25 protein-coding genes and 2 pseudogenes are annotated in these 22058 nt (G+C 57.1%); 14 read left to right on the plus strand and 13 right to left on the minus strand.

The window, feature by feature from the left end; translation table 11 throughout:
- Nucleotides 1-93 precede the first annotated feature (93 nt).
- The 4 genes and pseudogenes from tnpC to tnpA form a co-directional block, all read right to left on the minus strand.
- Nucleotides 94-1483, minus strand: a pseudogene (gene tnpC / locus ACR0LL_RS14895) (IS66 family transposase); the annotation flags it as partial.
- 54 nt (nucleotides 1484-1537) lie between these two features.
- A complete protein-coding gene (gene tnpB, locus ACR0LL_RS14900; protein ID WP_480587992.1) occupies nucleotides 1538-1696 on the minus strand; it encodes an IS66 family insertion sequence element accessory protein TnpB in 159 nt (52 codons plus the stop codon).
- Nucleotides 1696-1929, minus strand: coding sequence for an IS66 family insertion sequence element accessory protein TnpB (gene tnpB / locus ACR0LL_RS14905; protein WP_480587994.1), 234 nt, complete (start codon nucleotides 1927-1929; stop codon nucleotides 1696-1698). Before tnpB (ACR0LL_RS14905) ends, tnpB (ACR0LL_RS14900) begins: the two co-directional genes overlap by 1 nt.
- Nucleotides 1926-2315 (minus strand): IS66-like element accessory protein TnpA, encoded by a 390-nt coding sequence (gene tnpA, locus ACR0LL_RS14910; protein WP_480587996.1) that lies wholly within the window; start codon nucleotides 2313-2315, stop codon nucleotides 1926-1928. Before tnpA ends, tnpB (ACR0LL_RS14905) begins: the two co-directional genes overlap by 4 nt.
- Nucleotides 2316-2338: 23 nt before the next feature.
- On the opposite strand from tnpA, the pseudogene ACR0LL_RS14915 reads away from it, so the two are divergent.
- A pseudogene (locus tag ACR0LL_RS14915) lies at nucleotides 2339-2791 on the plus strand (IS5 family transposase); the annotation flags it as partial.
- Nucleotides 2792-2818: 27 nt separating this feature from the next.
- Here the strand turns inward: ACR0LL_RS14915 and ACR0LL_RS14920 are convergent.
- The 3 genes from ACR0LL_RS14920 to ACR0LL_RS14930 are packed head-to-tail and all read right to left on the minus strand — an operon-like array spanning nucleotide 2819 to nucleotide 5391.
- Nucleotides 2819-4201, minus strand: coding sequence for an MATE family efflux transporter (locus tag ACR0LL_RS14920; RefSeq protein ID WP_480587998.1), 1383 nt, complete (start codon nucleotides 4199-4201; stop codon nucleotides 2819-2821).
- 12 nt (nucleotides 4202-4213) lie between these two features.
- Complete coding sequence (locus ACR0LL_RS14925; RefSeq protein ID WP_480588000.1) at nucleotides 4214-4801, minus strand: helix-turn-helix domain-containing protein; 588 nt, start codon at nucleotides 4799-4801, stop codon at nucleotides 4214-4216.
- Between the two features lie 11 nt (nucleotides 4802-4812).
- Nucleotides 4813-5391 carry a carboxymuconolactone decarboxylase family protein gene (locus ACR0LL_RS14930; protein WP_480588002.1) on the minus strand — a complete coding sequence of 193 codons (579 nt, stop codon included), beginning with the start codon at nucleotides 5389-5391 and terminating at the stop codon, nucleotides 4813-4815.
- Between the two features lie 300 nt (nucleotides 5392-5691).
- Between ACR0LL_RS14930 and ACR0LL_RS14935 the strand changes: the two genes are divergently transcribed.
- The 6 genes from ACR0LL_RS14935 (at nucleotide 5692) to ACR0LL_RS14960 (ending at nucleotide 9711) form a co-directional block, all read left to right on the plus strand.
- Entirely contained in the window at nucleotides 5692-6438 is a 747-nt protein-coding gene (locus tag ACR0LL_RS14935) for an amino acid ABC transporter ATP-binding protein (protein WP_480588004.1), read from the plus strand.
- Between the two features lie 2 nt (nucleotides 6439-6440).
- Nucleotides 6441-7283, plus strand: a complete 843-nt coding sequence (locus ACR0LL_RS14940) for an amino acid ABC transporter permease (protein ID WP_480588006.1) — start codon at nucleotides 6441-6443, stop codon at nucleotides 7281-7283.
- Between the two features lie 36 nt (nucleotides 7284-7319).
- Nucleotides 7320-8153, plus strand: coding sequence for a transporter substrate-binding domain-containing protein (locus ACR0LL_RS14945; protein ID WP_480478031.1), 834 nt, complete (start codon nucleotides 7320-7322; stop codon nucleotides 8151-8153).
- 55 nt (nucleotides 8154-8208) lie between these two features.
- The gene (locus ACR0LL_RS14950; RefSeq protein WP_480588008.1) at nucleotides 8209-9090 is read left to right on the plus strand and encodes an amino acid ABC transporter permease; all 882 of its coding nucleotides are present in this window, start codon (nucleotides 8209-8211) and stop codon (nucleotides 9088-9090) included.
- Between the two features lie 13 nt (nucleotides 9091-9103).
- Nucleotides 9104-9391, plus strand: a complete 288-nt coding sequence (locus ACR0LL_RS14955) for a glutathione S-transferase family protein (RefSeq protein WP_480588010.1) — start codon at nucleotides 9104-9106, stop codon at nucleotides 9389-9391.
- Nucleotides 9392-9510: 119 nt separating this feature from the next.
- Nucleotides 9511-9711, plus strand: a complete 201-nt coding sequence (locus ACR0LL_RS14960) for a glutathione binding-like protein (RefSeq protein WP_480588012.1) — start codon at nucleotides 9511-9513, stop codon at nucleotides 9709-9711.
- A 12-nt stretch (nucleotides 9712-9723) separates the two neighbouring features.
- Here ACR0LL_RS14960 and ACR0LL_RS14965 read toward each other — a convergent pair whose 3' ends face one another.
- The 3 genes from ACR0LL_RS14965 to ACR0LL_RS14975 all read right to left on the minus strand — a co-directional run bounded on the left by ACR0LL_RS14965 (nucleotide 9724) and on the right by ACR0LL_RS14975 (nucleotide 12225).
- Nucleotides 9724-10041: a non-heme iron oxygenase ferredoxin subunit gene (locus tag ACR0LL_RS14965; protein ID WP_480588014.1), complete on the minus strand. Its 318-nt coding sequence runs from the start codon at nucleotides 10039-10041 to the stop codon at nucleotides 9724-9726.
- Nucleotides 10042-10044: 3 nt separating this feature from the next.
- On the minus strand, nucleotides 10045-10986 hold the full coding sequence (locus tag ACR0LL_RS14970) for a fatty acid desaturase family protein (protein ID WP_480588016.1): 942 nt from the start codon (nucleotides 10984-10986) through the stop codon (nucleotides 10045-10047).
- A gap of 153 nt (nucleotides 10987-11139) precedes the next feature.
- Nucleotides 11140-12225, minus strand: a complete 1086-nt coding sequence (locus ACR0LL_RS14975; RefSeq protein ID WP_480588018.1) for a hypothetical protein — start codon at nucleotides 12223-12225, stop codon at nucleotides 11140-11142.
- Nucleotides 12226-12321: 96 nt separating this feature from the next.
- Between ACR0LL_RS14975 and ACR0LL_RS14980 the strand changes: the two genes are divergently transcribed.
- Together ACR0LL_RS14980 and ACR0LL_RS14985 are read left to right on the plus strand one after the other, a co-directional pair.
- Nucleotides 12322-13245 carry a LysR substrate-binding domain-containing protein gene (locus tag ACR0LL_RS14980; protein ID WP_480588020.1) on the plus strand — a complete coding sequence of 308 codons (924 nt, stop codon included), beginning with the start codon at nucleotides 12322-12324 and terminating at the stop codon, nucleotides 13243-13245.
- Between the two features lie 102 nt (nucleotides 13246-13347).
- Nucleotides 13348-14394 carry an aromatic ring-hydroxylating dioxygenase subunit alpha gene (locus tag ACR0LL_RS14985; protein WP_480588022.1) on the plus strand — a complete coding sequence of 349 codons (1047 nt, stop codon included), beginning with the start codon at nucleotides 13348-13350 and terminating at the stop codon, nucleotides 14392-14394.
- 26 nt (nucleotides 14395-14420) lie between these two features.
- Here ACR0LL_RS14985 and ACR0LL_RS14990 read toward each other — a convergent pair whose 3' ends face one another.
- From ACR0LL_RS14990 to ACR0LL_RS15000, 3 genes are all read right to left on the minus strand, one after another.
- Complete coding sequence (locus ACR0LL_RS14990) at nucleotides 14421-14897, minus strand: N-acetyltransferase family protein (protein WP_480588024.1); 477 nt, start codon at nucleotides 14895-14897, stop codon at nucleotides 14421-14423.
- A gap of 198 nt (nucleotides 14898-15095) precedes the next feature.
- The gene (locus tag ACR0LL_RS14995; protein WP_480588026.1) at nucleotides 15096-15884 is read right to left on the minus strand and encodes a phytanoyl-CoA dioxygenase family protein; all 789 of its coding nucleotides are present in this window, start codon (nucleotides 15882-15884) and stop codon (nucleotides 15096-15098) included.
- Nucleotides 15881-16006, minus strand: coding sequence for a hypothetical protein (locus tag ACR0LL_RS15000; RefSeq protein WP_480588028.1), 126 nt, complete (start codon nucleotides 16004-16006; stop codon nucleotides 15881-15883). Before ACR0LL_RS15000 ends, ACR0LL_RS14995 begins: the two co-directional genes overlap by 4 nt.
- A 180-nt stretch (nucleotides 16007-16186) precedes the next feature.
- Here ACR0LL_RS15000 and ACR0LL_RS15005 point away from each other — a divergent pair, with 180 nt between their 5' ends.
- Genes ACR0LL_RS15005 through ACR0LL_RS15025 form a run of 5 tightly spaced genes read left to right on the plus strand, consistent with a single transcriptional unit; the run spans nucleotide 16187 to nucleotide 22057 of the window.
- Nucleotides 16187-17437, plus strand: coding sequence for an FAD-dependent oxidoreductase (locus ACR0LL_RS15005; RefSeq protein ID WP_480588030.1), 1251 nt, complete (start codon nucleotides 16187-16189; stop codon nucleotides 17435-17437).
- A gap of 13 nt (nucleotides 17438-17450) precedes the next feature.
- Nucleotides 17451-17708 carry a sarcosine oxidase subunit delta gene (locus ACR0LL_RS15010; protein ID WP_480588032.1) on the plus strand — a complete coding sequence of 86 codons (258 nt, stop codon included), beginning with the start codon at nucleotides 17451-17453 and terminating at the stop codon, nucleotides 17706-17708.
- The gene (locus ACR0LL_RS15015; protein ID WP_480588034.1) at nucleotides 17695-20565 is read left to right on the plus strand and encodes a 2Fe-2S iron-sulfur cluster-binding protein; all 2871 of its coding nucleotides are present in this window, start codon (nucleotides 17695-17697) and stop codon (nucleotides 20563-20565) included. The genes ACR0LL_RS15010 and ACR0LL_RS15015 overlap by 14 nt, the downstream gene beginning before the upstream one ends.
- A 1-nt stretch (nucleotide 20566) precedes the next feature.
- Nucleotides 20567-21064, plus strand: a complete 498-nt coding sequence (locus ACR0LL_RS15020; protein ID WP_480588036.1) for a sarcosine oxidase subunit gamma — start codon at nucleotides 20567-20569, stop codon at nucleotides 21062-21064.
- Nucleotides 21065-21124: 60 nt separating this feature from the next.
- The gene (locus tag ACR0LL_RS15025) at nucleotides 21125-22057 is read left to right on the plus strand and encodes an AEC family transporter (protein ID WP_480588038.1); all 933 of its coding nucleotides are present in this window, start codon (nucleotides 21125-21127) and stop codon (nucleotides 22055-22057) included.
- Nucleotide 22058: the final 1 nt, after the last annotated feature.

Consider the following 22058-nt stretch of genomic DNA (forward strand, 5'->3'; position numbering starts at 1 on the left):
ACAATCTCTTCGGGCTTCGGTCGCTTGTTTGCCATTCTTGGTCCTCCGTTTCCTAAACATAGCGGTGGACCAGTTCAGTTGGGGAGGCTCAGCCTCGATCAATGACGCGATCATGGCCCAATTTTGTGCTCCGGCGTCGTGGCCTGCGAAGAGGGCGTTCTTTCTGTTGAACGCGATGGGCCGAATGGAGCGTTCGACGGCGTTGTTGTCGACTTCGATGCGGCCGTCGTCAAGGAACAGGGTCAGGCCGCCCCAGTATTTTGCGATGCATTTGAGGGCCTCGCCGAGTGGGGATTTGGCCGAGACACGTGCGCGATTGGCGGCGAGCCAGACTTCAAATTCATCGATGATCGGTTTTTGACCGTTCCTGCCGGGCAGTCTGGCGCGCCTCGGGGCTCTGGCCGCGGATGTCCTTTTCGATCTGGTAGAGGGCGGCGATCTGGCGAAGGCCCTCGTCTGCGATGGGCGTGGTGCCGGTCTGAGATACCTCGTGCAAATTGCGCCGGGCATGTGCCCAGCAATAGGCTAGTTCAATATCCTGCACGGGCCGTTTGAGCAGCCGGTTATAGCCCGCATAGCCATCGACCTGCAGGATGCCGCTGAAGCCTTTCAGAATCTGATCTGCATATTGCCCAGATCTACCTGGCGCATAGGTGAAGGCCACGCCGGGTGGATCGTCTCCGTCCCAGGGGCGGTCGTCATGGGCAAGCGCCCAGAGGTATCCCGTCTTTGTTTCACTGCGTCCGGGATCCAGGACCGGTGCCGTGGTCTCGTCCATGAACAGCTTGTTGGAACGTTTCAGATCGTCTAGCAGCGCGTCATAGACCGGGGTCAGTTCAAACGCTGCCCGACCGATCCAGGCCGCGAGTGTCGAACGGTCCAAATCGATGCCCTGGCGGCTGTAGATCTGCGCCTGGCGGTAGAGCGGCAAATGATCAGCCTATTTGCTGACAATCACATGCGCCACTGTGGCCTCGGTCGGCATGCCACCGGTGATCAGATGCGCCGGTGCCGGAGCCTGGAGGATGCCACCCTCGCAGGACCGGCATGCATATTTCGGGCGCCGTGTGACAATCGCACGGAACTGCGCAGGCACGATATCCAACCGTTCGCTGACATCTTCGCCAATGACGTGTCGATCATGGCCGCAGCCACAGATTGTGGTCTCGGGCTCGATCACCTCTTCGATGCGCGGCAGGTATTTCGATAGCGATCCCCGGTTGGTCTTGCGCGGCTTCGAGGTTTGTGTCGGTGTGACCAGCGGATTGGCCTCGCCAGCGGCCTCGAGTTACGCAATCCCGGTCTCGATATCTTCCAACGCCAGCTCGAACTGATCCGGATTGGCCTTCTCGGACTTGCGCCTGAAGAGGTCCTGCTTGAGCGCCGCGACCAAGGTTTCCAGACGCGCATTCTGCTCGCCCTGGGCCACGATCATGGCCTTTAGCGCATCGATGTCATCAGGAAGATCAGCCGTCGCAATCATGGCACCGATCTATCAAGATCAGCAACCGGATGCCCGCCCAAACGTGGCGCCGAGTCACTGTGCCGCAGCCGGCGGACGCGCCGCCAGAGCCTTGACTTTACGCCAGTCGAGCCCAGCGAACAGCGCCTCGAACTGAGCGTGGTTAAGCGACATCGGACCATCCCGGACCCCAGGCCAGGTGAAGGTCGTTTCCTCCAGCCGCTTATACGTCATCACCAGCCCATTCGCCATTGTTTCTCGGACCAATGGCGTTCCAATGGCTCATCGTCCCAGTAAAGCAGCTTCAGCCGATCCGCCCGCTTGGCCCGGAACACAAACACCGTCCCGGTGAACGGTTCCTTGCGCAGCTCGTTCTTCACCAGCGCCGCCAGCCCGTCATGGCCCTTGCGGAAGTCCACAGGTTTGGTCGCCACCACGATCCGCACCCAGTTCGACGGGAAGATCATTCACCGAGCGCCTGGACAATCTCCGCAATCCGCGCGGTCGGGGCTGCCGCGTCCAACCGGATCACAACATCGCCGAAGACAATTTCAAGCGTTGCGTCTTCAGCTGCCACCGGACGGTCCTTTAAATCTTCGATAACCATCGGTGCAAATGTAGGCTCCGGCTCGGGCAAGGCTGGCAGCACCAGCTTGCCCTCCTGCGCCAGCCGACGCCACGACGACAAGTGATTGGCCCTGACATCATACCGCGCTGCAACATCCCGGACCGTCGCTCCCTCAACCAGCGTCTCGGCCACAATCCTCGCCTTCACCGCATCCGGCCACCGGCGATGGCCCCGAGGCCCAACAAACGCATCAATATCCGTGAGAAACTCCGTTGAGCGCTCCATGGAGAAAATCCCTGCATAACTACATCACACAGGGACTCGCAGATCACACGCTCACAAGGAAGGTGGGGCCAAAGCACCGCTTATGCATGAATACCAAGTTGCACGCCATCTGTGACAGCAAAGGGCGACCTTTGAATCTCTTTGTTACCGCCGGGCAGGTCAGTGATTACATCGGGGCAAAGGCACTTTTGAGCAGCCTGCCCAATGCCGAATGGCTGCTCGGAGATCGAGGGTACGACGCCCATTAGGTCGGAGAAGCCCTGAAAGACAAAGGGATACGCGCATGTATCTTTGGTCGGAAGCAACGCAAGGCCACCGTCAAATACGACAAACGCCGCTACAAGCGGCGCAATCGGATCGAAATTATGTTCGGCAGGTTCAAGGATTGGCAGCGTGTGGCAATCCGCTATGACAGGTGCCCAAAGGTCTCCCTCTCCGCCATTGCTCTCGCCGCCACTGTCATATTCTGGCTATGAAGCAAGAACGAGTCCTGACCCCAATATTCATGAACAAGAGGTGGGTATCCACAATCCATTGATCTCAGTCCGCGCGATGCGTGCGGTCAAGACCATTGCGATGCCCCAGCCGGTCAGAACAGCAACTGCAGTTCCCAACCACACTCCTATTTCATTGAACCCCAGAAGGCCAATGAACACCCAGACAAAAAATGCGACTCCAAAGCCCTGACGATAAAGGCTGATCCAAACTGTCCAGATTGGTTTTTTAAAGGCTTGCAGCAGCGAATTGATCGAAAACAGCATCATGTAGAAGGGCAGTATCAAGCTGTCGACGCGCAGGTAGCTGACGCCGACGCGAGTTACTTCGGGATCGTCCGTGAACAGGCGCATGAGCAGAGGGCCTCCGAACCAAAGGATTGGGATCGCGATCAGGGACATGACACAGCCCACACGCCAGCAATAAAACAGCGAGACCCGCACTCTCTGACTGTCACGTGCGCCAAAATTCTGGGACGCAATCGGCAGCAGCGCCCCAGTGACGCCCAAGATGGGCAGCAACAAGACCTGTTCAAGGCGGATGGCGATTGCATAGCCTGCAATGGCATGCTCCCCAAACAGCTTCAGCGCAAACTGAATTACAAAGACCGAAATGAGCATCACCGAAAAAGATACAGCCGTGGGTAGAACCTGCAGAGAAATCTCGGCAAACCGTTTGAGACGTGGTTTGAAATAGGCGGCGCGCATGCGTTTCATCCGCCGTCGCCGCAGAACCTGCCGAACTAGAAAAACCATCACACCGGTCTGGCTGATCACGGTGGAGAGCGCCAGACCGTCAAAGCCGATGCCTGGGATCACGCCGGGGATACCATAGATCAGAAGCGGATTCAGAATGATGTTGGCCGCAAAAGCCACAACAAGTGCCCGCTGCATGGAAACTGCATCGCCATGGGCCTGAAGGATACCGTTACAGCCATGGGCCAGAAGGAAACCGGGCATTGCTAGAAGCAACCAGTAGAAATAGCGCAATCCGGCATCCCGATACACGCCAGGTTCAGAGACCAGCCTTACGAGCCAAGGACCGAACCACAACCCGGCCAAGGCCAGCAGGCAAGACGCAACGAGCCCGTATGCTATTCCCTGTGCCGCAAGACGCCGCGCCGTTCGGTTGTCGCCTGCGCCCAAGGCGTTGCCGACCAGCGCGCTCATCGCGGCTCCCAATCCGACGCCGACTGAAACCGAAATAAAGAAGGCCTGAAACCCAAGGGCAAGCCCGGCCTGCGCGCTGGTAGACAGTAGCCCGGCGAAAAAGATGTCGACAATGTTGTAGAGCGTGCTGAACAGCATTCCGAACGCGCCGGGGATTGCCAATGTTCGAAAGTGCCCCGCAATGGAACCTTTTGTCAGGTCAAGGTCGATCGCCTGTGCCATGTCACCAGAATTTCATGGGCGCTCGGCCTGAACCGTCAGGAACACAAATTCGGGAGTAAGAACTTCTTCGAACCCGTGGTTGAGCTCGGCATCTACGCTGATGGAGTCACCTGCTGACAGCGTAAAGCGTGCCTCGCCATATCGATATACGGCCTCACCTTCGATGGCCTGCACAAAGACCACACCGTGGCCGACATATGTGGGCGGCGGACCTCCTTCGCGCAGCAATGTGACGCGCCGCGCCTGGAACCGCAGGTCTTTGCGGGAATGCAGCGCCAGATTGACATATTCGTGGCTGTGCCCTGCCGAGATGCGGGTTGATTTAAGCCCTTCGCCATGACGCACAAGGGTATAGTCGGTGTGGTCGGTGCGCGCCTCGCGAAACAAGGAAACGATCGGAACTTCAAGGGCCTCGGCCAGCGCGGCGAGTGTGTCGATTGACGGGGAAACCAATCCATTTTCGATACGGCTGACCATGGCGGCTGAGATGCCGGATTGCTCGGCAAGTCGACGTGCAGATTGTTTGCGGCTTTGGCGCAATTCTTTCAGCGAAGCGCCAATGGCGCGGTCGATCTGTCTGCCCGGAGGGTCCCCTTGCATGATCCGTCCTTTCACTCGCTACCGTAATACCCCACCACGTCGCCATCAGTTGTGACACCAAGGCCATTCAGCAATCGGTTGGCATAGTTGAAATAGCCGACGATTTGGTTGATTTCGAGAATTTCTCCATCCGTCCATCCCGCCTCTTTGAGGGCGGCAACATCCGATTCGACCATCTTGCCTGGCGAGACTGTCAGCTTCTCGGCATATTTTAGCGCTTCCAGATGCGCGCCTTCGAATGCGTCCTGCGGGCGGTGAGACGTGAGAGCGGCCTCGATCTTGTCAGCGCGCGCGTCGTCGGCGATCAGGTGACGCGCGTTGGCCCAGTGATTGGCATAAGAGTAGGGACAGGTGTTGAGCGTGGATACATAAGAGCTGATCACTTCCTGAAACCACATCGGAACTGTGTTGACCTCGTCGTGCAGACAGGCCCGGTACAAAATCACATGCCCTTTCATGGTGTTGGGCCGCAAAGAGTGAACGCGCATCACGTTGTCTACCGTTCCATGCGGCGTTCGCGCCAAGTCCAGAGTGGCTTGCAGCGGTGCGTCGGCATCTTCGTCGGAGATCATCCTGATCCAGGCAGACATTCTCAGTTCCTCCTTTGATCGTCGGCACAAATATCGGGCGGTCTAAACTAGGGCCCTGAGTTTTTTATTGACGAGTATTGCATATTAAGCAACCATATTAATCAGAGTGCAACGACATTGGGATGTTTCTGGCCTTGGAAGGCTGCCCCATTCAATCGCAGCGTCAGTCCCGTTACATCGGTCCACTGCCCTGCGCGGGACAATCGGCCCAGGCATCCAGACGTATCTTCAAAGGGACCGATGCGCGCGAAACCGTAAAAGGCAACCGGGCACGGCGTCCCGAACCCAGATAGGCACAACATGAACCAAGCCACTCCGATGATCGAAGTGACCAATCTGGACAAATTCTATGGTTCGTTCCATGCGCTTAAGAATATCGATCTGACGGTGCATCAGGGCGAGAAGGTCGTGATTTGTGGTCCGTCCGGTTCCGGTAAGTCGACGTTGATCCGCTGCTTCAATGGGTTGGAATGGCACAATTCCGGTCGCCTCGTCATCGACGGGATCGAAGTCTATGACGGCGCCAAAGAGATCCGCGAACTGCGCCAGGAAGTTGGCATGGTGTTCCAGCAGTTCAACCTGTTTCCGCACCTGACGGTTCTTGAAAACCTCATGATTGGCCCGATGAAAGTGCGCAAGATCTCCAAGGCCCAGGCCGAAGAAACGGCGCGCAAATATCTGGATCGTGTGCATATCCCGGAACAGGCAGAAAAATACCCGGCGCAACTATCGGGTGGGCAACAACAGCGCGTGGCGATTGCGCGTTCTTTGTGCATGGAAACCCGGATCATGCTGTTTGACGAGCCGACCTCGGCGCTCGATCCGGAAATGATCAACGAAGTTTTGGACGTCATGGTCGAGTTGGCCAAAACCGGCATGACCATGGTTGTGGTTACCCACGAAATGGGGTTTGCCCGCAAGGTCGCAGACACGATGGTCTTTATGGAGGCGGGTCGGATCGTCGAGATATCGCCTCCTGAACAGTTCTTTACCAACCCTTCCAGCGAACGGTGCCGCTTGTTCCTGGATCAGATTCTGGCGCATTGAACGTGAGCGATCTGGGCATATCCGGGCCAAAGGGCCAGCCGTTGCCAAAGCCACCGTTTCACAAGCGGTTTTTCGACTCGGTCCTGATATCCGTTGTCATTTATTCCATTATTGTTGGTCTAATCGCCTATGGCGCTTACGCCGGGGCGAAGAGTATGGGTTATAACTGGCAATGGTATCGTGTGCCGCAATTCCTGTACCGCAATACCGAGGTCGGGTTTGAATGGGGTGAAATCCCAATTGGGCTTGTAGCCACTATCCAACTGTCGGTGGCCGCCTTTTTTCTGGCAACGGCGATAGGCCTTTTGGTGGCTCTGTTGCGGCTATCGGGGTTGGTCATCGGGTCAGCGGTTGCCGTGGGGTACCTAGAACTGATCCGCAATATTCCGCTGCTGGTTCTGCTTTATCTTTTCTATTATGTGCTCGGGCCGATCTTTGGGTTTGACCGGTACACGGCAAGTATCCTGACGCTTGCCGTTTTTCATTCGGCCCTGATTTCCGAGATTTTCCGCGCTGGTATCAACGCAATTCCCACGGGTCAGTGGGAGGCGGCAAATTCGATCGGGATGACACCGTATCAGACCTATCGCTATATCATTCTGCCGCAATCAGTACGGTTCATGCTGCCACCGATGACCGGTGAGATAGTTCACCTGATCAAATCCTCAGCGATTGTAAGCGTGATCGCGGTGGCTGAACTGACCACGTTTGGACGCAACATCATATCCGATACCTACATGAGTTTCGAAATCTGGTTCACCATTGCACTGGTCTATCTGGTGGTGACCCTGATCCTGTCGATCGGCGTAACCCATCTGGAGAAGAAATATGCCGTCGACCAATAAAACTGAAAACTATGTCGGACAACAAGGAGAACCAAGATGAAGCTTTCTCGCAGAATGTTGGGGGCGGCGCTGAGCGCGGTCGTTGCAACAGGCGTCGCCACATCAGGTTGGGCGCAAAGCACAACGCAGAACCTGTCCAGCGAAAGTGTGATTGAAACCATCAAGCAGGATGGAGTGATCCGCATTGGGCTGTCGCTATTCGTACCGTGGTCGATGCGCGACAAGAACGGTGACCTGATCGGTTTCGAACTGGATGTCGGTCGCAAGCTGGCCGAAGACATGGGGGTCGAAGTTGAATTTGTTCCCACCGCATGGGACGGTATCATTCCGGCGCTGGTTTCGGGCAATTTCGACGTGATCATCTCGGGCATGTCTGTGACGCCGCAGCGGAACCTGACTGTCAACTTTACCGATCCATATGCTTTTTCCGGTCTGGCCATCTTGGTAAATAAGGAACTGACAGATGGAATGACTCAGGCTGATCTGAATTCTGCAGACGTGACATTCGCGGCCCGTCGCGGTGCAACGCCCGCTGTTGTGATCGCGGAAAACTTCCCCGAGGCAAACTTGTTGCTATTTGATGAAGATGGTGCGTCGACGCAAGAAGTTCTTAACGGAAATGCACACGCAACAATGGCTTCACAGCCTACCCCCAACCGGGAAGCAGGGCGTAATCCTGAAACTCTGCGCGTGATGGAAGGTGATCTGTTTGATCCGCGCGGCGAAGCCTTTGCTATGCGCAAAGGTGATCCGGATGCATTGAACTTCTTCAACAATTGGATTGCTCAGCAATGGCGTTCGGGTTGGTTGGAAGAGCGTCACAACTATTGGTTCGCAACAGAAGAGTGGGCCGATCAGGTTGCTCAGTGACTAAATCAAAGGGCGGCGGCATTGCCGCCCCCGACCCTGAGGCGGAGCAATCCCGGTGCAAGATTTCCTGAAGAAACTGAGATGGCCAGATTATCTGATCGTGGTGGCTCTGATCGCTTTTTTCGGGTATATCTGGCTGTCGATCGAAGGCACGCTGAACTACAAATGGCGGTGGGAACTGATCCCGGGCTATGTTGTCGGCTGGCATTCGGGGCGCGAGGAATACTTCGCCAACCTGCTGTTGCAGGGCCTTGTGGCGACGATCCGTATAAGCTTTTATTCCGGTATTCTTGCCCTGATCCTGGGCACCATTCTGGGCGTGGCGCGGTGTTCCGGAAATCTTACGATCCGAATGCTGGCCCGCACGTATCTTGAGTTTTTACGCAACGTCCCCCCAGTCGTTGTTGTCTTCATCTTCTTTTTCTTCCTTTCGCAACAGCTGATCGATGCGCTGAGCCTAGATCGCTGGTCCCGTGCGATTGCGCGGCAGGACGACAATCAAATCTGGGAGTTCTTCTTCGGCGACATGCGCCGCTTCCCCTCACTGGTGTCGGGCGTAATTGTTCTGGCTCTGTTCGAAAGCGCCTTTGTTGGTGAAATCGTCCGCGCCGGTATCCAGTCGATCCCCAAAGGTCAGCGTGAGGCGGCGCGGTCTATCGGCATGAGCCGCATTCAAGAATTGCGTTATGTGGTTCTGCCACAGGCGATGAAGAAAGTGGTGCCGCCGTTGGCGAACCAGTTTATCTCGCTGATCAAAGACAGTTCGATCCTGTCGCTGATCTCGGTACAGGAACTGACCTACAAAACGGTTGAGCTTGTGGCCTCGTCCCGCATGATCTTTGAGGCTTGGATCACCACGGCCGCCTTCTACTTTGTTGTCTGTTTTGGGCTCAGTCGATTGTTCGCGCGGTTGGAGAAACGCTCGGACAAGCGCTAAGGCAACCGCCCTGATGATAAAGCTTTATGACTTTCGGCTATCGGGGAGCTGCCACAAGATACGCATGCTTCTGTCCATGCTTAGAATAGAGTACCAGATCGTCGATGTGGATTTGCTGAAAGGGGATCAAAGACAAGTTGAGTTCCTGCAGATCAATCCACTGAACAAGGTGCCTGTTCTGGATGATGATGGTTTTGTCCTACGCGACAGCACCGCGATCATGGTGTACCTGGCGCAAAAATATGGCTCACCCGTTTGGACGCCCGCATCCGCCGAGAAAAACGGCGAGAATCAACAGTGATTGTTTTTCTCGGTGAATGAGATTTTTCACGGGATCGCAACGGCCCGGGCAATCGTGTTGTTCGAGCGCGACATCGACTTGAGGGGCCACAGGCACTGGGCCGGATATCTCTGGAAACTATGGAACACACCTTGTCCGGGCAAAACTGGCTGGTCGGTGATCGGCTGACACTGGCGGATCTGGCTTGTTATCCCTATACGGCGCTGTCCTATCAGGGTGGGCTTTCACTGACAGAATACGCTGCGATACGCGCATGGATAGCACGGATCGAGGCTTTGCCGGGTTATGTGCCGATGCCGGGGTTACCGGCACCGGTCTAACGCTGGCCAAGTCTATACCTTGATTTGCACCATGCCGTTTTCAACCCGCGTTTCGAACACCTTCATCCGCCGCGTGGCAGGAGCCGACACGGGGTGGCCGTCCCGCACATCAAACGCGCCCTGATGCAAGGGGCACTCGATGACATGTCCATCAAAATACCCGTCACATAGATCAGCGCCGCCGTGATTGCACAGAGCCAGTGAAGCAAAAACTCCGGTGGGTGTGTCGTAAACCGCAATCAAACGCGTGCCCACTTCGACCCGCGTGACCCAGTTTTTCTCCAACCGATCTGTTTCGATAACATCTTTCCAGGGTTTTTCATCCGCCATGGATCACGCCCCTGCCTTTTGCCGGATCTGCCGCAGGATTTCGTGATGTGCGGCCAGATACCCTCCGGGCTCAACATGAATGTGGTCTTTCAGCTTTTCATGCAGGCGGGGTAAGGCGTGGAAAGGAACCGAGGCCACATAGTGGTGCTCGGCATGGTAGTTCATGTTCCAGCACAGAAACGACCATGGCGCGGAAACCAGATTTGTACGTGTGTTTTCGGACATTTGAGTCACGGTCGGGCGACCGACATGTTCCGTCATTCGGATAAAGCGCATCACCGGCTCACCCAGAAACAGTGGAATGACCCAGTACCAGATCAGGCCCCACCAGCCGGTGATAGCCATGCCCAGAAAGACGGCCGCATAGATGATCAGCATGCGGCGGGCATCACGATACACAGCCTGATGTTCGACCTTCGGGATGAACCGCAGCTCAGTTTCGCTGAGGCGTCCGGCGGCGTGGCGGAACAACTCGGTGAACTTACCGCGCCAATAGGGCAGGGCGGACAGGTACAGAAGGTATTGGCCAATGGTTTTGGGTAGCGGGATAAGCTCGGGGTCCTCGCCGGTCAGTTGCGTATAGGTGTGGTGATCGCAATGCTCGTAGCGAAAAAACCGATGTGGCAGTACGATAATCAGCCCGCAAATCTGGCCGACCAGATCATTCAGCCACCGCGTACGAAAGACAGTGTAGTGCACACATTCATGCTGTAGCGAAAAGTGGTGCACTAGTACGATGCCTTGCAGGAACATGGCGGGCCAGACCAGCCAACTGTTCCAAGCCAAAGTGACAAGAGTGGTTGTGCAGGCCAGCACCAGTATCCAAAGCGCTAGATGGCGCAGGCCGGGGCCGTTTGATCGCTGCATAAATCCCTTTAGTTCTTCACGCGTTAGCTTGCCTTCAGCCAAAGCCTGAGTCAGAGGCGTTACGATTGCTTGTGACATGTGAGTTCCACAATTTTTGCCGGAGCAGGGGCTTCGCCCTCATCGTGTGATCCGGCACCGGAGACGGGAGTGCTCCGCACCATAGGGCCCTTTCTGCCGGGTCCTATTGCCAAAAGCCTATCGCGAGGCGGGACGATCAATCAAGCCTGAAAGTCAACCTGCATCGCGCAAACCGATATCCGTTTCGGGACGGGCAAACAGCCCGGCGGCGCAAGGATAGTGGCTAAGAATCTGCGCCCCGCCGGGCAACCGGTCGGCGTGGAAAACACCGTGTTCCCAAAAGGTCACGCCGTCTATCACGATGGTCGGGTCGAACACGTTCCAACTAATCTCACCCGGCGCGTAAGCTCCGCAGGTGTGGAAATGCAGGATGCGCGGGTTGCCAAAGGCTGCGCCCCCCCATCGTTCGTAATTGTCGCGCATGTCCCAGGGATAGCCACAGCCGGGATGAATACCTGCGTGCCATGAGTGCACGAAATTGCGGTCGATATCGAACTGCCCGGCGACCCGGTCATAATGTGCTTCGGCCCGGGCGGCATCATTGGGGTTGCCGTCGAACCCTGTCAGGCGGCCCTTGTCAAGTTTGGCAAACACCGGTCGGTCGAATTCGATTGTATATTCATCATAGTATTTCGACCCCGTGCCGGTCAGGAACATCAGTGCCACCCGGCCGGAAAAGCTGTGGGCCGGAACCGGAGTGAAGACGGACATAGGGAAACGCAGGATTGAGGTGTCGCCGGACGGATCCAGGTTCATCTCTGGCCGCCCCCTTACATCCGTGCCAAGTGGGCAGGTAAAGCGCACATCCTGCGCTATGTTCAGCACTGAATTGACCGCGGTTTTAAGCTCCATGAACGCGTCGTGATGGCCGTTGGAAAAGCCTGATCCAAACAGCTCTCGGCTGAGGGCAAAGCTGACGATGATCTTCTTTCCCTGCGGCATGTCCGAAAACCGCAGCTGATCCCCAAGGCGCGCCAGAAACAGGATAATATCGGCTGCTTGGAATCGGGCCAGAAGATCTGAGGTCAGATGTGGATTGCCTGGGTTGAACCCCACATCCACAGCATCTACCGACAGGCCCATCGCGCGGGCGGCGCCCGACACGATCTCAACACTGTCGGCATCGAAATATCCGAACTCGGGAGACTCGTAGGCGATCAGCAGCCGGTCTCCTGCCGCTGCACGAGCACAGTTCGACAACAGATTGCGCGCGCCACGCTCGGGGGTGATGTCCGACATAGCCGTCTCCTGCGGGTTCCGGTCACCATAGGTTAGGCCGGATTGGTTCGCCTAATCCATTTGAATGTAATAATGGTTGGCATTAGAGTAGCTAATATGATCCTGAACCTGCCCTATTCCGCTCTGCGCGCCTTCGAGGCGGTGGTGCGGCATTCGGGTTTTTCCTCTGCCGCGGCAGAGTTAGGCGTCAGCCAAAGCGCCGTCAGTCAGCATGTCCGCTCGTTGGAAGAATGGCTGGGGCGCGACCTGTTGGTGCGCGGCGCACGCCAGTCACGCCCGACCCGCGAAGGCGAGCAACTGGCACATGCGATCTCAGAGGGGCTGGGGCGTATCTCGGATGTGTGTATGCAGCTTCGGGACAAGACGCGCAGCGACCGGACCATCGTGATTTCCTGCCTTCCGGGCTTTGCCTTCAATTGGCTGTTTCCGCGGCTTTTGCGCTTCGACCTGGCGCATCCTGACCTGTCGATTTCCATTGCGACAGATACTGGGCAATACCCGTTTTCCGGTGCAGATGCGGATGTGGGGATTCGCTATGGCTTGGGCGATTACCCCGGTTTTCAGGTAGATTTGCTGATGACCGAGCGTTTGTTCCCGGTCTGCGCGCCCTCACTGCGGCCTGAATTGCACCGGGTTGAGGATCTGGCGCGGCACACGATGCTGGTGGATGAAAACCTGCATCACGGAGCGGCCAGCCCGACATGGGAATTTTGGGCGCGACAATGCGGCCTGAACCTGCCGGCCGCGATGCGCACCCGGCGGCTGGGGCAGTCGAACATGGTCGTTCAGGCGGCTATCGAAGCCTTGGGCGTGGCCTTGGGACGCGAGCCGTTGGTCATTGATATGCTGGCGGATGGCCGCCTGATCCGTCCCTTTGCCGAGATGACGCAATCGCCCCTGTCCTATTGGCTGGTGCGCTCGCAAGAGGCCAAGGACAGTTCGAAAGTGGCCGAATTCCTGAATTGGATTCACGCTGAGGTCGCAGAGCAGCCGGCAATCCCCGCCCCGGCGGATGTTTGAAATTAGCCAGACTTATATAAGCCATTACCATTCCGGCATGGCACGAGGAGGGGCATCCGCCCATACTGGCGCAAGCAATCTGACCAACAGGAGAGCCCGTCCATGTTTCTGAGAAACTGCTGGTATGTCGCCGCCTGGAGCAAGGATATCGGGCGCGACCTGAAGGCCGAGACCTTTCTGGGTGAAAACATTGTGTTCTATCGACAGAAGGACGGCACCCCCGTCGCGCTTGAGGATGCCTGCCCGCATCGCAAGTTGCCGCTGTCCAATGGCAACCTGATCGGTGATGTTGTGGAATGCGGCTATCACGGTTTGAAATTCGACTGCTCGGGTAAATGCACTGATAGCCCGACCCAGCGTGGCATGACCCCGCGTCGGGCGGTTGTTAGATCCTACCCGGTGGTGGATCGCTATCGGTTTCTATGGATCTGGATGGGCGACCCGGAGCTGGCCGATCCTGACAAAATATTCCCGATTGATAATTTCGATGATCCAAGCTGGGGAAAAACCGATGGCGGGGTGATGGACATTGATTGCCATTACCTGTGGGTCTGCGACAACCTGTTGGACCCCAGCCATGTGGCCTGGGTTCATGTGTCGTCCTTTGCAGGTGCAGGCACGGATGAAGAGCCGTTGGATGTGAATAGAACAGATCGAGGCGTAATCGTTTCGCGCTGGATCGAGAACAAGCCGCCATCGCCTTACTACGCGAAACTGGTGGCCTTTGACGGGGATTGCGACCGGCTGCAACATTATGAGATGTGCATGCCCGCGATCGGGCTGAACAAATCCATCTACACGCCTGTCGGGACTGGCGGCTATGACAAACCGCCCGTTGCCGAGACCTTCATCAACATCTCTTACAACTTCATGACCCCGATAAATGAGGATCGGACCCGGTATTTTTGGTTCCAGCACCGCAATTCCGATCCCGATAACGCCGAGGTGTCCGAATTTATGAATGATGGCGCGCGGATGGCGTTTCTTGAGGATAAGGAGGTTTTGGAGAAGGTTCACTTGGGCATGAAAAACGCCAAGTCGCCACACATTGATCTTGGATTGGACGCAGGGGCCAAACTGTTCCGCAAAGCTCTGGACCGCGCGATTGAGGCTGAGGCTATCCCGATCAACATAGTTGATCGGGTGTAAGATTTGGTGGCCGGTTCTGAAGCCCACTAGGTATCGAGGGGGAAGTAAAACCGGGGATGCACTGCGTCCCGTCGCTCGAACCCGCAGGCCAGGTAGGCGGCTTGGGCTTCTGAATTTTCGGGGTGGGTGCCGACCGTCATGTAAGAGCAGGACAACGCACGCGCCTTTTGTTTTGCGCTTTCGATAAGTTGCCGCCCGACACCCATACCGCGATACGTTCGTCCAACAAAGAGGTGGTGCATGTCGATGCCGCGACGGCCTAGCTGTAACTGTGTGAGCGGGCTCAGGGCGACATATCCGATGACCTCGCCCTTCGTTTCGGCAACCAGCATATAGACCCATGGCGGATTGCCGAACACATCCCGCTCCAACACTGCGGCGTTGATGTTTGGGACATCATCGTGATGTGCGGCCAGAGCGCGGATCATTGACAGCAGAAAAGGCATGTCATCGGGCTCCACACCCCGGATATGTACCTTTGGGTTGAGATTGGTGGGTTTCATCTTTGCCTCCTGTTTCTCTGCCACAGAAGCGAGATGAAAAAAAAGCCGCACTGTGGCGGCACCTTCTGACTGAACATCACGGACCGCGCCATCTATGTGGCGTTGTAATAGCATCCAAAAGGTTGGGTCATGATGGTCATGGCCCAACCCTGCGACGTCAACGGCACAACGTCAAGTTATCGACGGCACGACCAGAGGCTATGCAGCCCTGTAGATCACGGGAAACCGACCACCCGCGAAGGGCGCGCCGGGGCGCAGGTTGTCATCATGCAGCCATTCGGTGACGGCATCACGCGGCTGATAGGTCGCGCCGTCCACCGCGCAGCGGATGGCATAACCACGCCTACGCCGGGTTGAGGTTCGGTTTCCCATCGCCGAATGCACGATCATGCCGTCAAAGGCCAGCGCGTCGCCGGGCTCCATCTTTGGATAGTGAAAGATGTCGTAGGCGGCGCGGTTGGCCTCGAAATCAGGCATGTCGATATAGTCGGGGTTGTCTTCCTCAAGATAGTGCAGGAACGCCCCAAGCTGGTCGGTTTTGAAAGGCCGGTACTTGGCACCCCAAGCGTGTGATCCACGAACGAACTCCAGCGCGCCATTGTCCGGGTCGACCGGATCAAGAGCTATCCACATGGTCATGATTGGTCCGGCCACTGGCCAATAGGGTTGATCGGTGTGCCAGCCCGTCTGGGTTTTTGTCCCCGGATCTTTGGCAAATATCTGGTCGTAGATTAGCGAGGTCCAGGGGCTGCCCGCCACCTCGGCCACGCGTTGGCCAACGTCCGAGGTCAGGCAGTAGTCTTGAAACACACCCGGATGCTCACGCATGTTCTTATAGGCAAAATAGCGGTCGCCCTTGGCGGTTTCATCGTCAACAGCCCGGCGCAATCTGTTTAGCCAGTCCTGCGACAATACCTGTTTCAACAGCACAACTCCGTCGCGCGCATAGGCCTGTTGAAGGGTATTAAGGTCTGATTTCTGTGTCATGTAACGTCCATATCCTGCGCCTCTTTTTCTGAGGCGGTTGCAAACAGCAGGCGCATTGCACCCGGTTTATCTGGCATTACAGGGTTGGTGAGCTGCGGCAGTTGATGATGAAACAGGGCCATAACGAGCGCGCCGACCATTTACCGGCAAGGCGTTGATGGAACTGCGCTACGCGAAAACTCATGACATTAGCTTAATCGAAAAATTCGGAACCGCATAGGGCGGAGTTTGTCGAGCTCTTGGAAGCAGGCGGGCAAAAAAGCATTGACGAAAAATGCTTAATGATAAACATTATTACCACCATGCAAAATTACTCCGTGTTCTCACTTGCTCGAAATGCGCTGTCAGGTCACCGCAACTGGCCTCGGGCATGGCGCAGCCCGCCATTGAAAAACAGCTACGATGTGGTCGTGATCGGGGCTGGCGGCCACGGGCTGGCAACTGCCTATTATCTGGCCAAGGAATTTGGCATCACAAATGTAGCTGTGCTTGAACGCGGCTGGCTGGGTGGCGGAAATATTGCCCGAAACACCGTCACGATCCGCTCGAATTATATGCGGGACGAGTCGATCCCGTTTTACGTCAAATCCGTCGCCATGTACGAAGGGCTTACGGATGAGCTGAACTTCAACATGATGCACTCGAAACGCACCATGGTGGACGTGGTGCAGACTTGGCCTAAACTGCGTGAGTTGCGCAGGCGGCAGTTGACGATGGACATATATGGCTCGACCTACGAACAGATCACGACCGAGGAGTTGAGGCGTCGTATTCCTGCGCTGACAGGAGGCGGGCCGGGTGCGCGCCTGCCGGTCATCTGCGGCATGGTGCATACGGACGCGGGCGTGAACCGGCATGATGCCGTGGCCTGGGGCTATGCCCGCGCGGCTGACGCGCGCGGGGCCGAAATTCATCAGCAGACGGCGGTTCAGTCCCTAATACGCGGAGCAGACGGATCGATTGAAGGCGTCGAAACCAATCGCGGGGTTGTGAAGGCAAAGAAGGTGGTGGTTGCCGTTTCGGGCCATACGACAACTCTGACCGAAACCGCAGGGTTGAAACTGCCGCTGCGCACGATGAACCTGACGGCTTTTGTGTCCGAACCGGTGAAACCTCTGGTTGATGTCATCGTGAACTGCCCCGACAGCGGGTTCTATTTCAGCCAGTCCGACAAGGGCGAGATGGTGATCGGCGGTGCACCCGATCTGGGGCAAAGCTTCCGTCGGGACATCAAGCAGCATGTTTTCGAGGACACAGTGACTGCAATGCTGTCTTTGTTTCCCAGTTTCAAGAAACTCAAGCTGATGCGGCAATGGGGTGGGCATCTGGATATTACCCATGATGCCTCGCCTATCATGGACCAGACCGAGGTTCCGGGCCTTTTTGTCACCGCAGGTTGGTGGGGCGGATACAAGGCGATTCCTGCGGGCGGGCTGACACTAGCGCATCTGGTGGCAAAGGGCGCGCCGCATCCGCTGATGGCGCCCTTCACGCTCGACCGGTTCCGGCATCTAGACTTCGTGATGGAAGCCGGAACCACAACTGCGCGATAGGAAAGGACAGGACATGTTGCTGATAACCTGCCCGTTCTGTGGCAAGCGCAACGAAAGCGAATTTATCCATGGCGGCCCGGTTGGGGCCGACCGCCCGGACCCCAACGCCGCCACCGATGAGGAATGGGTCGAATACCTGACCGTGACACCAAACCCCTTGGGTCCGGTTCAGGAAAAGTGGTGGCACGCGCGCGGATGTGGTGAATGGTTCACGATCTGGCGTGACACCCGGACCCATGACATTGTGGAGGCGCCCGATGGCACAGAATAATCGCCGCGCCTCGGGCGGGCGTATCGATCGAAACCGCCCCGTGCGATTCACGTTCAACGGCAAATCTTTTGAGGGGTTCGAAGGCGATACATTGGCCTCAGCCTTGCTAGCAAGTGGCGTGAGCGTCACGGCCCGCAGTTTCAAATATCACCGCCCGCGCGGGATCATGGGCCACGGCCCGGAAGAACCGTCAACGTTGGTGGAGCTGGAGGGCGAAGATGCCTCGGGCAACCGCCCTGCGACCACCGTCCCTTTACGCGATGGCCTGAGCGCACGGTCGGTCAATTGCTGGCCCTCGCCCGAGTTCGATTTGGGCGGTATCAACCAGTTGTTCACGCGCTTCATCCCTGCCGGATTTTATTACAAGACATTCAAATGGCCCAACTGGCACTTGTTTGAACCGTCGATCCGCAAGGCCGCAGGTCTGGCCGCCGCTCCGTCCAACCCTCCGTCAACGGGTCACTTCGAAGCACGTCATGCCCATGCTGACGTGCTGATAGCCGGGACCGGTCCTGCCGGATTGCAGGCCGCGCTTGAAGCAGGCCGTGCGGGCAAGCGCGTGTTTCTGGCCGATGAAGGAACCGACGCGGGCGGCAGCCTGCTCAATCGGAATCTGAGAATTGGCGGTCGTCCGGCAATGAACTGGGTGGCCGATGCGGTGATCGAGCTGGCCGGAATGGAGAACGTAACCCATCTGCAAAACGCAACCGTCTGGGCTTATCGCGAGCACAATCTGATGATTGTCAATGAGCGCAGCCCCAAGCAGGATTCGATCCTTGAACGCAGCTGGCGCGTTCGTGCGGGGGAAGTTGTGATCGCAACCGGCGCTACGGAACGTGCGTTGGTGTTCAGCGACAATGACCGCCCCGGCGTAATGCTGGCCTCTTCGGTGCAGGCATATGTGAACCGCTGGGGTGTGACGCCCGGACAGTGCGCGGTTCTGTTTACCAACAACAACAGCGCCTATGCAGTGGCCGCTGATTTATCTGCGGCAGGCGCTATAGTTACTGCCATCCTAGACAGTCGCAACACGGTGCCGCAGGCGGCGCTGGATCTGGTCTCCGGGATAACGGTGCATGCTGGAACTGTCGTTTGCGCGGTTCGAGGGCACAAGAGTGTCCGCGCTGTAAAGGCTGTGCCGAAATCCGGCGGTTCAGGGATATGGATCGACTGCGACTTGCTGGCTTGCTCTGGGGGGTGGAACCCAACGGTGCACCTGTGGTCTCAGTCCCGCAGCACGTTGCGATTTGACGAGGATCTTGCCGCATTTTGCCCCGATCAAGCCGTGCAAGCGTGCCGGGCCGTGGGCGCGGCGGCAGGTGATTTGACGCTAGACCGGATTGTTGAGGGTGGTGAAGATCTGCCCTACGCGATTGAACCGCTCTGGCGGGTTGATGTTCCGGGGCAGCGCGGCAAAGCCTTTTTGGATGTTCAGAACGATGTGGCCGTCAGTGATGTGCATCTGGCCTTGCGTGAAGGCTATGACAATGTCGAGCATGTCAAACGTTACACCACCGGTGGCATGGGCATTGATCAAGGCAAGACCGGTAACATCAATATTATCGGCACTGTCGCGATGGAAAAGGGTCTGCCTCTGCAAGAGGTTGGCACAACCACCTTCCGATCGCCCTACACGCCGGTCTCTTTCGGTTCCATTGGCGGATTGCGCGAAGGGTGGGGGTTGTTCCCCTATCGCCATACTCCTGTGACCCAGTGGAACAAGGACAATGGCGCAGTGATGTATGAGGCCGGTGCCCGCTGGCGGCGTCCAGGATACTTCCCGAAACCAGGTGAAGGCCTGCAAGAGGCCGTGAACCGCGAATGTCGCGCGGTGCGGGAAGGCGTCGGGGTCTATGATGGCTCTCCGCTTGGGACGTTCGAGCTGAAAGGGAGCGACGTTCCAAAGTTTCTCGATTTCATCTATTCCAACATCATGTCCAGCCTGAAGCCGGGTGATGGGCGGTACGGTTTGATGCTGTCCGAAGATGGGCTGATCCTTGACGATGGCGTCGTCTTCCGGCTGGATGAACACCGCTGGCTGGTCTCAACATCGACTGGCCATGCGGATGCGGTGAACCGGCATATGAAAAAGCTGCTGCAGACCGAGTTTCCCGACTGGCAGGTGATGATCACCACGGTCACAAGCCAGTGGAACAACGCCACCATCTGCGGCCCCAAAGCGCGTGAGGTGATGCAGGCGCTTGGCACCGACATCGACCTCTCGCCCGAGGCGTTCCCGTTCATGTCCTTCCGCGATGGCACTGTCGCCGGTCTGCCAGCGCGGGTCGTGCGTGTCAGCTTTACCGGAGAACTGTCCTATGAAGTCAACGTCGCCCCCCGCCATATGGCCGAGCTGTGGAACAATGTGATGGAGGCTGGCGCACCATTTGGTATCCTGCCAGTCGGTTCCGAATCCAGCCACGTGCTGCGGGTTGAAAAAGGGTTCCTGTCATTAGGGCACGAGGTTGACGGAACCGTCGACGCCTTTGATCTGGGCATGGGCTGGGCGATGTCGAAGAAAAAGCCCGATTACCTGGGCAAGCGGTCGATCGCGCTTCGCCGGTCGCGCGAGGCTTCTCGGCGCGAGCTGGTGGGTATCCTGCCTGAAGATCCCAACCGGCAAATCCCCGAAGGTGCGCCCCTGACGCCCGGAGGCCGGAAAGAGGCGACCGATGGGCTGGTCACCGCCTGTGTCTGGAGCGTAGTGAGCAATCGCTGGGTCGGACTGGCCTTGTTGGAAAACGGCCATGCGCGTCAGGGTGAAACCGCCCATGTCCGGCTGAAGGATGATGTGATCCCGGTTACGGTGACAAAACCGGTGTTCCATGATCCTGAAGGCAAGCTGCTGAGGTCCTGAGATGAGCTATGATGTCACGGTTCAACGCTGCGGGCTGACCGCGTTGTTCGACCTTAAAGGGGATGCCGAGGTAGTTGGGGCTTGGGTTGGCGAAGCCTTGCCAGGTTTTCCAGACCGCCCCAATCATCGCACCGAAAAGGACGGCACGGAATTGTTCTTCATCGGTCGCGATCATTGGATAGCTCGCGCACCGCTGGTGCGGGAAGAGGCGCTGGATGAGCAACTGAAACCCACAGATTGTCCTGCGGATATCAGTATAGTACGGTTTTCAGACACGATGACTTTCTTCCGTGTGACCGGCCCAGATGCTGCTGAAATCATGGCGATTGCCTGCCCGCTGGATTTGCATGACAGCGTGTTCGGGCCAGCCGCGGTGACCTATACCGAGGTCTTTGGCCTCAAGGCGTTGGTGATGCGGTATCAGGACGGGTTCGAGTTTGGCGTTGAACAGAGTTTTGCAGACATGATCGACGACTATCTGGCGCGGGCAATGGCTTGACCCGACACACGCGCCACGGCACAGCAGATCGGCAACCATCGGGGCTAAAGAGATGCTGCAATGCTAATGACGTTGACCTCTATCCTGCCGATCTTCCTGATCATCGCGCTGGGTCTGGCCCTGCGCAAAGGTGGCATTCCCAGCACTGATTTCTGGAACCTGAACGACAAGCTTGTCTATTGGGTCCTGATGCCGTGCCTTTTGTTCAGCAAGATTTCCTTGTCTCCTTTGGACAAGTCGGCGTTGGGTCTTTACTCACTGGCAATTCTTGGCGGGTTTGTCGCCGCACTTTTGTTTGCAATTGTTACCGCCCGCCTGCTGGGATTTGCGTCGCCGCAGGCGACCTCAATCCTGCAGGGGAGCGCTCGGCACAATTCTTTCATCGGTCTTGCGCTCGCGGCAAACTTGTACGGGCCAGCGGCGCTGGACATTGCTATTCTTGCGACTGCGATATTGGTGCCCACCACCAATATCGTGATGGTCGTCTTGATGGTCGGCGCGCTAAAAAGCGACCGCGCCAACAGCCTGCCCATCGCTATCCTGCGGGAACTGGCGCGCAATCCTTACGTAATCTCGATTTTTCTGGCGATTTGCGCGAACCAGTTGATCGGGAACAGGATCGCTGTTGTTCATGATGTGACAGATGTTCTGGGGGCAGGGGCTTTGCCGATTACACTGCTGGCGGTTGGGGCCAACCTGAGGGTCCGCGCCATGGCGGCCAGTACGTTGCCTTTGGTCTTAGCCTTTGCGGGCAAGATGGTGGTATTCCCTGTGGTGGTGCTCGTGATTGGCTTGCTGGCCGGTTTGCCGCGCGATGTTTTGCAAATCGCCGTTGTCTATTCCGTCGTGCCGACAGGTGCGTCGTCCTACACGCTGGCCAAGCAATTGGGGGGTGATGCGCCGCTGATGGCCGCCATTGTCACGTTGCAGACGCTAATTGCTGCGGCCAGTATTCCGGTATCGCTTGCTTTGCTGTTACCGCTGATACCGTGAA

The sequence above is a fragment of the Ruegeria sp. AI2 genome (assembly GCF_056541275.1).

What these genes read in the sequence shown, in the direction of transcription:
- ACR0LL_RS15000 (WP_480588028.1), bottom strand. Translation starts at nt 16,006, where the DNA reads ATGGCCCTGTTTCATCATCAACTGCCGCAGCTCACCAACCCTGTAATG.
- ACR0LL_RS14955 (WP_480588010.1), top strand. Translation starts at nt 9,104, where the DNA reads ATGATAAAGCTTTATGACTTTCGGCTATCGGGGAGCTGCCACAAGATA.
- ACR0LL_RS14960 (WP_480588012.1), top strand. Translation starts at nt 9,511, where the DNA reads ATGGAACACACCTTGTCCGGGCAAAACTGGCTGGTCGGTGATCGGCTG.
- ACR0LL_RS14925 (WP_480588000.1), bottom strand. Translation starts at nt 4,801, where the DNA reads ATGCAAGGGGACCCTCCGGGCAGACAGATCGACCGCGCCATTGGCGCT.
- ACR0LL_RS14985 (WP_480588022.1), top strand. Translation starts at nt 13,348, where the DNA reads ATGTTTCTGAGAAACTGCTGGTATGTCGCCGCCTGGAGCAAGGATATC.
- tnpA (WP_480587996.1), bottom strand. Translation starts at nt 2,315, where the DNA reads ATGGAGCGCTCAACGGAGTTTCTCACGGATATTGATGCGTTTGTTGGG.
- ACR0LL_RS14975 (WP_480588018.1), bottom strand. Translation starts at nt 12,225, where the DNA reads ATGTCGGACATCACCCCCGAGCGTGGCGCGCGCAATCTGTTGTCGAAC.
- ACR0LL_RS14980 (WP_480588020.1), top strand. Translation starts at nt 12,322, where the DNA reads ATGATCCTGAACCTGCCCTATTCCGCTCTGCGCGCCTTCGAGGCGGTG.
- ACR0LL_RS14930 (WP_480588002.1), bottom strand. Translation starts at nt 5,391, where the DNA reads ATGTCTGCCTGGATCAGGATGATCTCCGACGAAGATGCCGACGCACCG.
- tnpB (WP_480587992.1), bottom strand. Translation starts at nt 1,696, where the DNA reads ATGACGTATAAGCGGCTGGAGGAAACGACCTTCACCTGGCCTGGGGTC.
- ACR0LL_RS14990 (WP_480588024.1), bottom strand. Translation starts at nt 14,897, where the DNA reads ATGAAACCCACCAATCTCAACCCAAAGGTACATATCCGGGGTGTGGAG.
- tnpB (WP_480587994.1), bottom strand. Translation starts at nt 1,929, where the DNA reads ATGATCTTCCCGTCGAACTGGGTGCGGATCGTGGTGGCGACCAAACCT.
- ACR0LL_RS14965 (WP_480588014.1), bottom strand. Translation starts at nt 10,041, where the DNA reads ATGGCGGATGAAAAACCCTGGAAAGATGTTATCGAAACAGATCGGTTG.
- ACR0LL_RS15005 (WP_480588030.1), top strand. Translation starts at nt 16,187, where the DNA reads ATGCAAAATTACTCCGTGTTCTCACTTGCTCGAAATGCGCTGTCAGGT.
- ACR0LL_RS14970 (WP_480588016.1), bottom strand. Translation starts at nt 10,986, where the DNA reads ATGTCACAAGCAATCGTAACGCCTCTGACTCAGGCTTTGGCTGAAGGC.
- ACR0LL_RS15010 (WP_480588032.1), top strand. Translation starts at nt 17,451, where the DNA reads ATGTTGCTGATAACCTGCCCGTTCTGTGGCAAGCGCAACGAAAGCGAA.
- ACR0LL_RS15015 (WP_480588034.1), top strand. Translation starts at nt 17,695, where the DNA reads ATGGCACAGAATAATCGCCGCGCCTCGGGCGGGCGTATCGATCGAAAC.
- ACR0LL_RS14920 (WP_480587998.1), bottom strand. Translation starts at nt 4,201, where the DNA reads ATGGCACAGGCGATCGACCTTGACCTGACAAAAGGTTCCATTGCGGGG.
- ACR0LL_RS15020 (WP_480588036.1), top strand. Translation starts at nt 20,567, where the DNA reads ATGAGCTATGATGTCACGGTTCAACGCTGCGGGCTGACCGCGTTGTTC.
- ACR0LL_RS14945 (WP_480478031.1), top strand. Translation starts at nt 7,320, where the DNA reads ATGAAGCTTTCTCGCAGAATGTTGGGGGCGGCGCTGAGCGCGGTCGTT.
- ACR0LL_RS14995 (WP_480588026.1), bottom strand. Translation starts at nt 15,884, where the DNA reads ATGACACAGAAATCAGACCTTAATACCCTTCAACAGGCCTATGCGCGC.
- ACR0LL_RS15025 (WP_480588038.1), top strand. Translation starts at nt 21,125, where the DNA reads ATGCTAATGACGTTGACCTCTATCCTGCCGATCTTCCTGATCATCGCG.
- ACR0LL_RS14935 (WP_480588004.1), top strand. Translation starts at nt 5,692, where the DNA reads ATGAACCAAGCCACTCCGATGATCGAAGTGACCAATCTGGACAAATTC.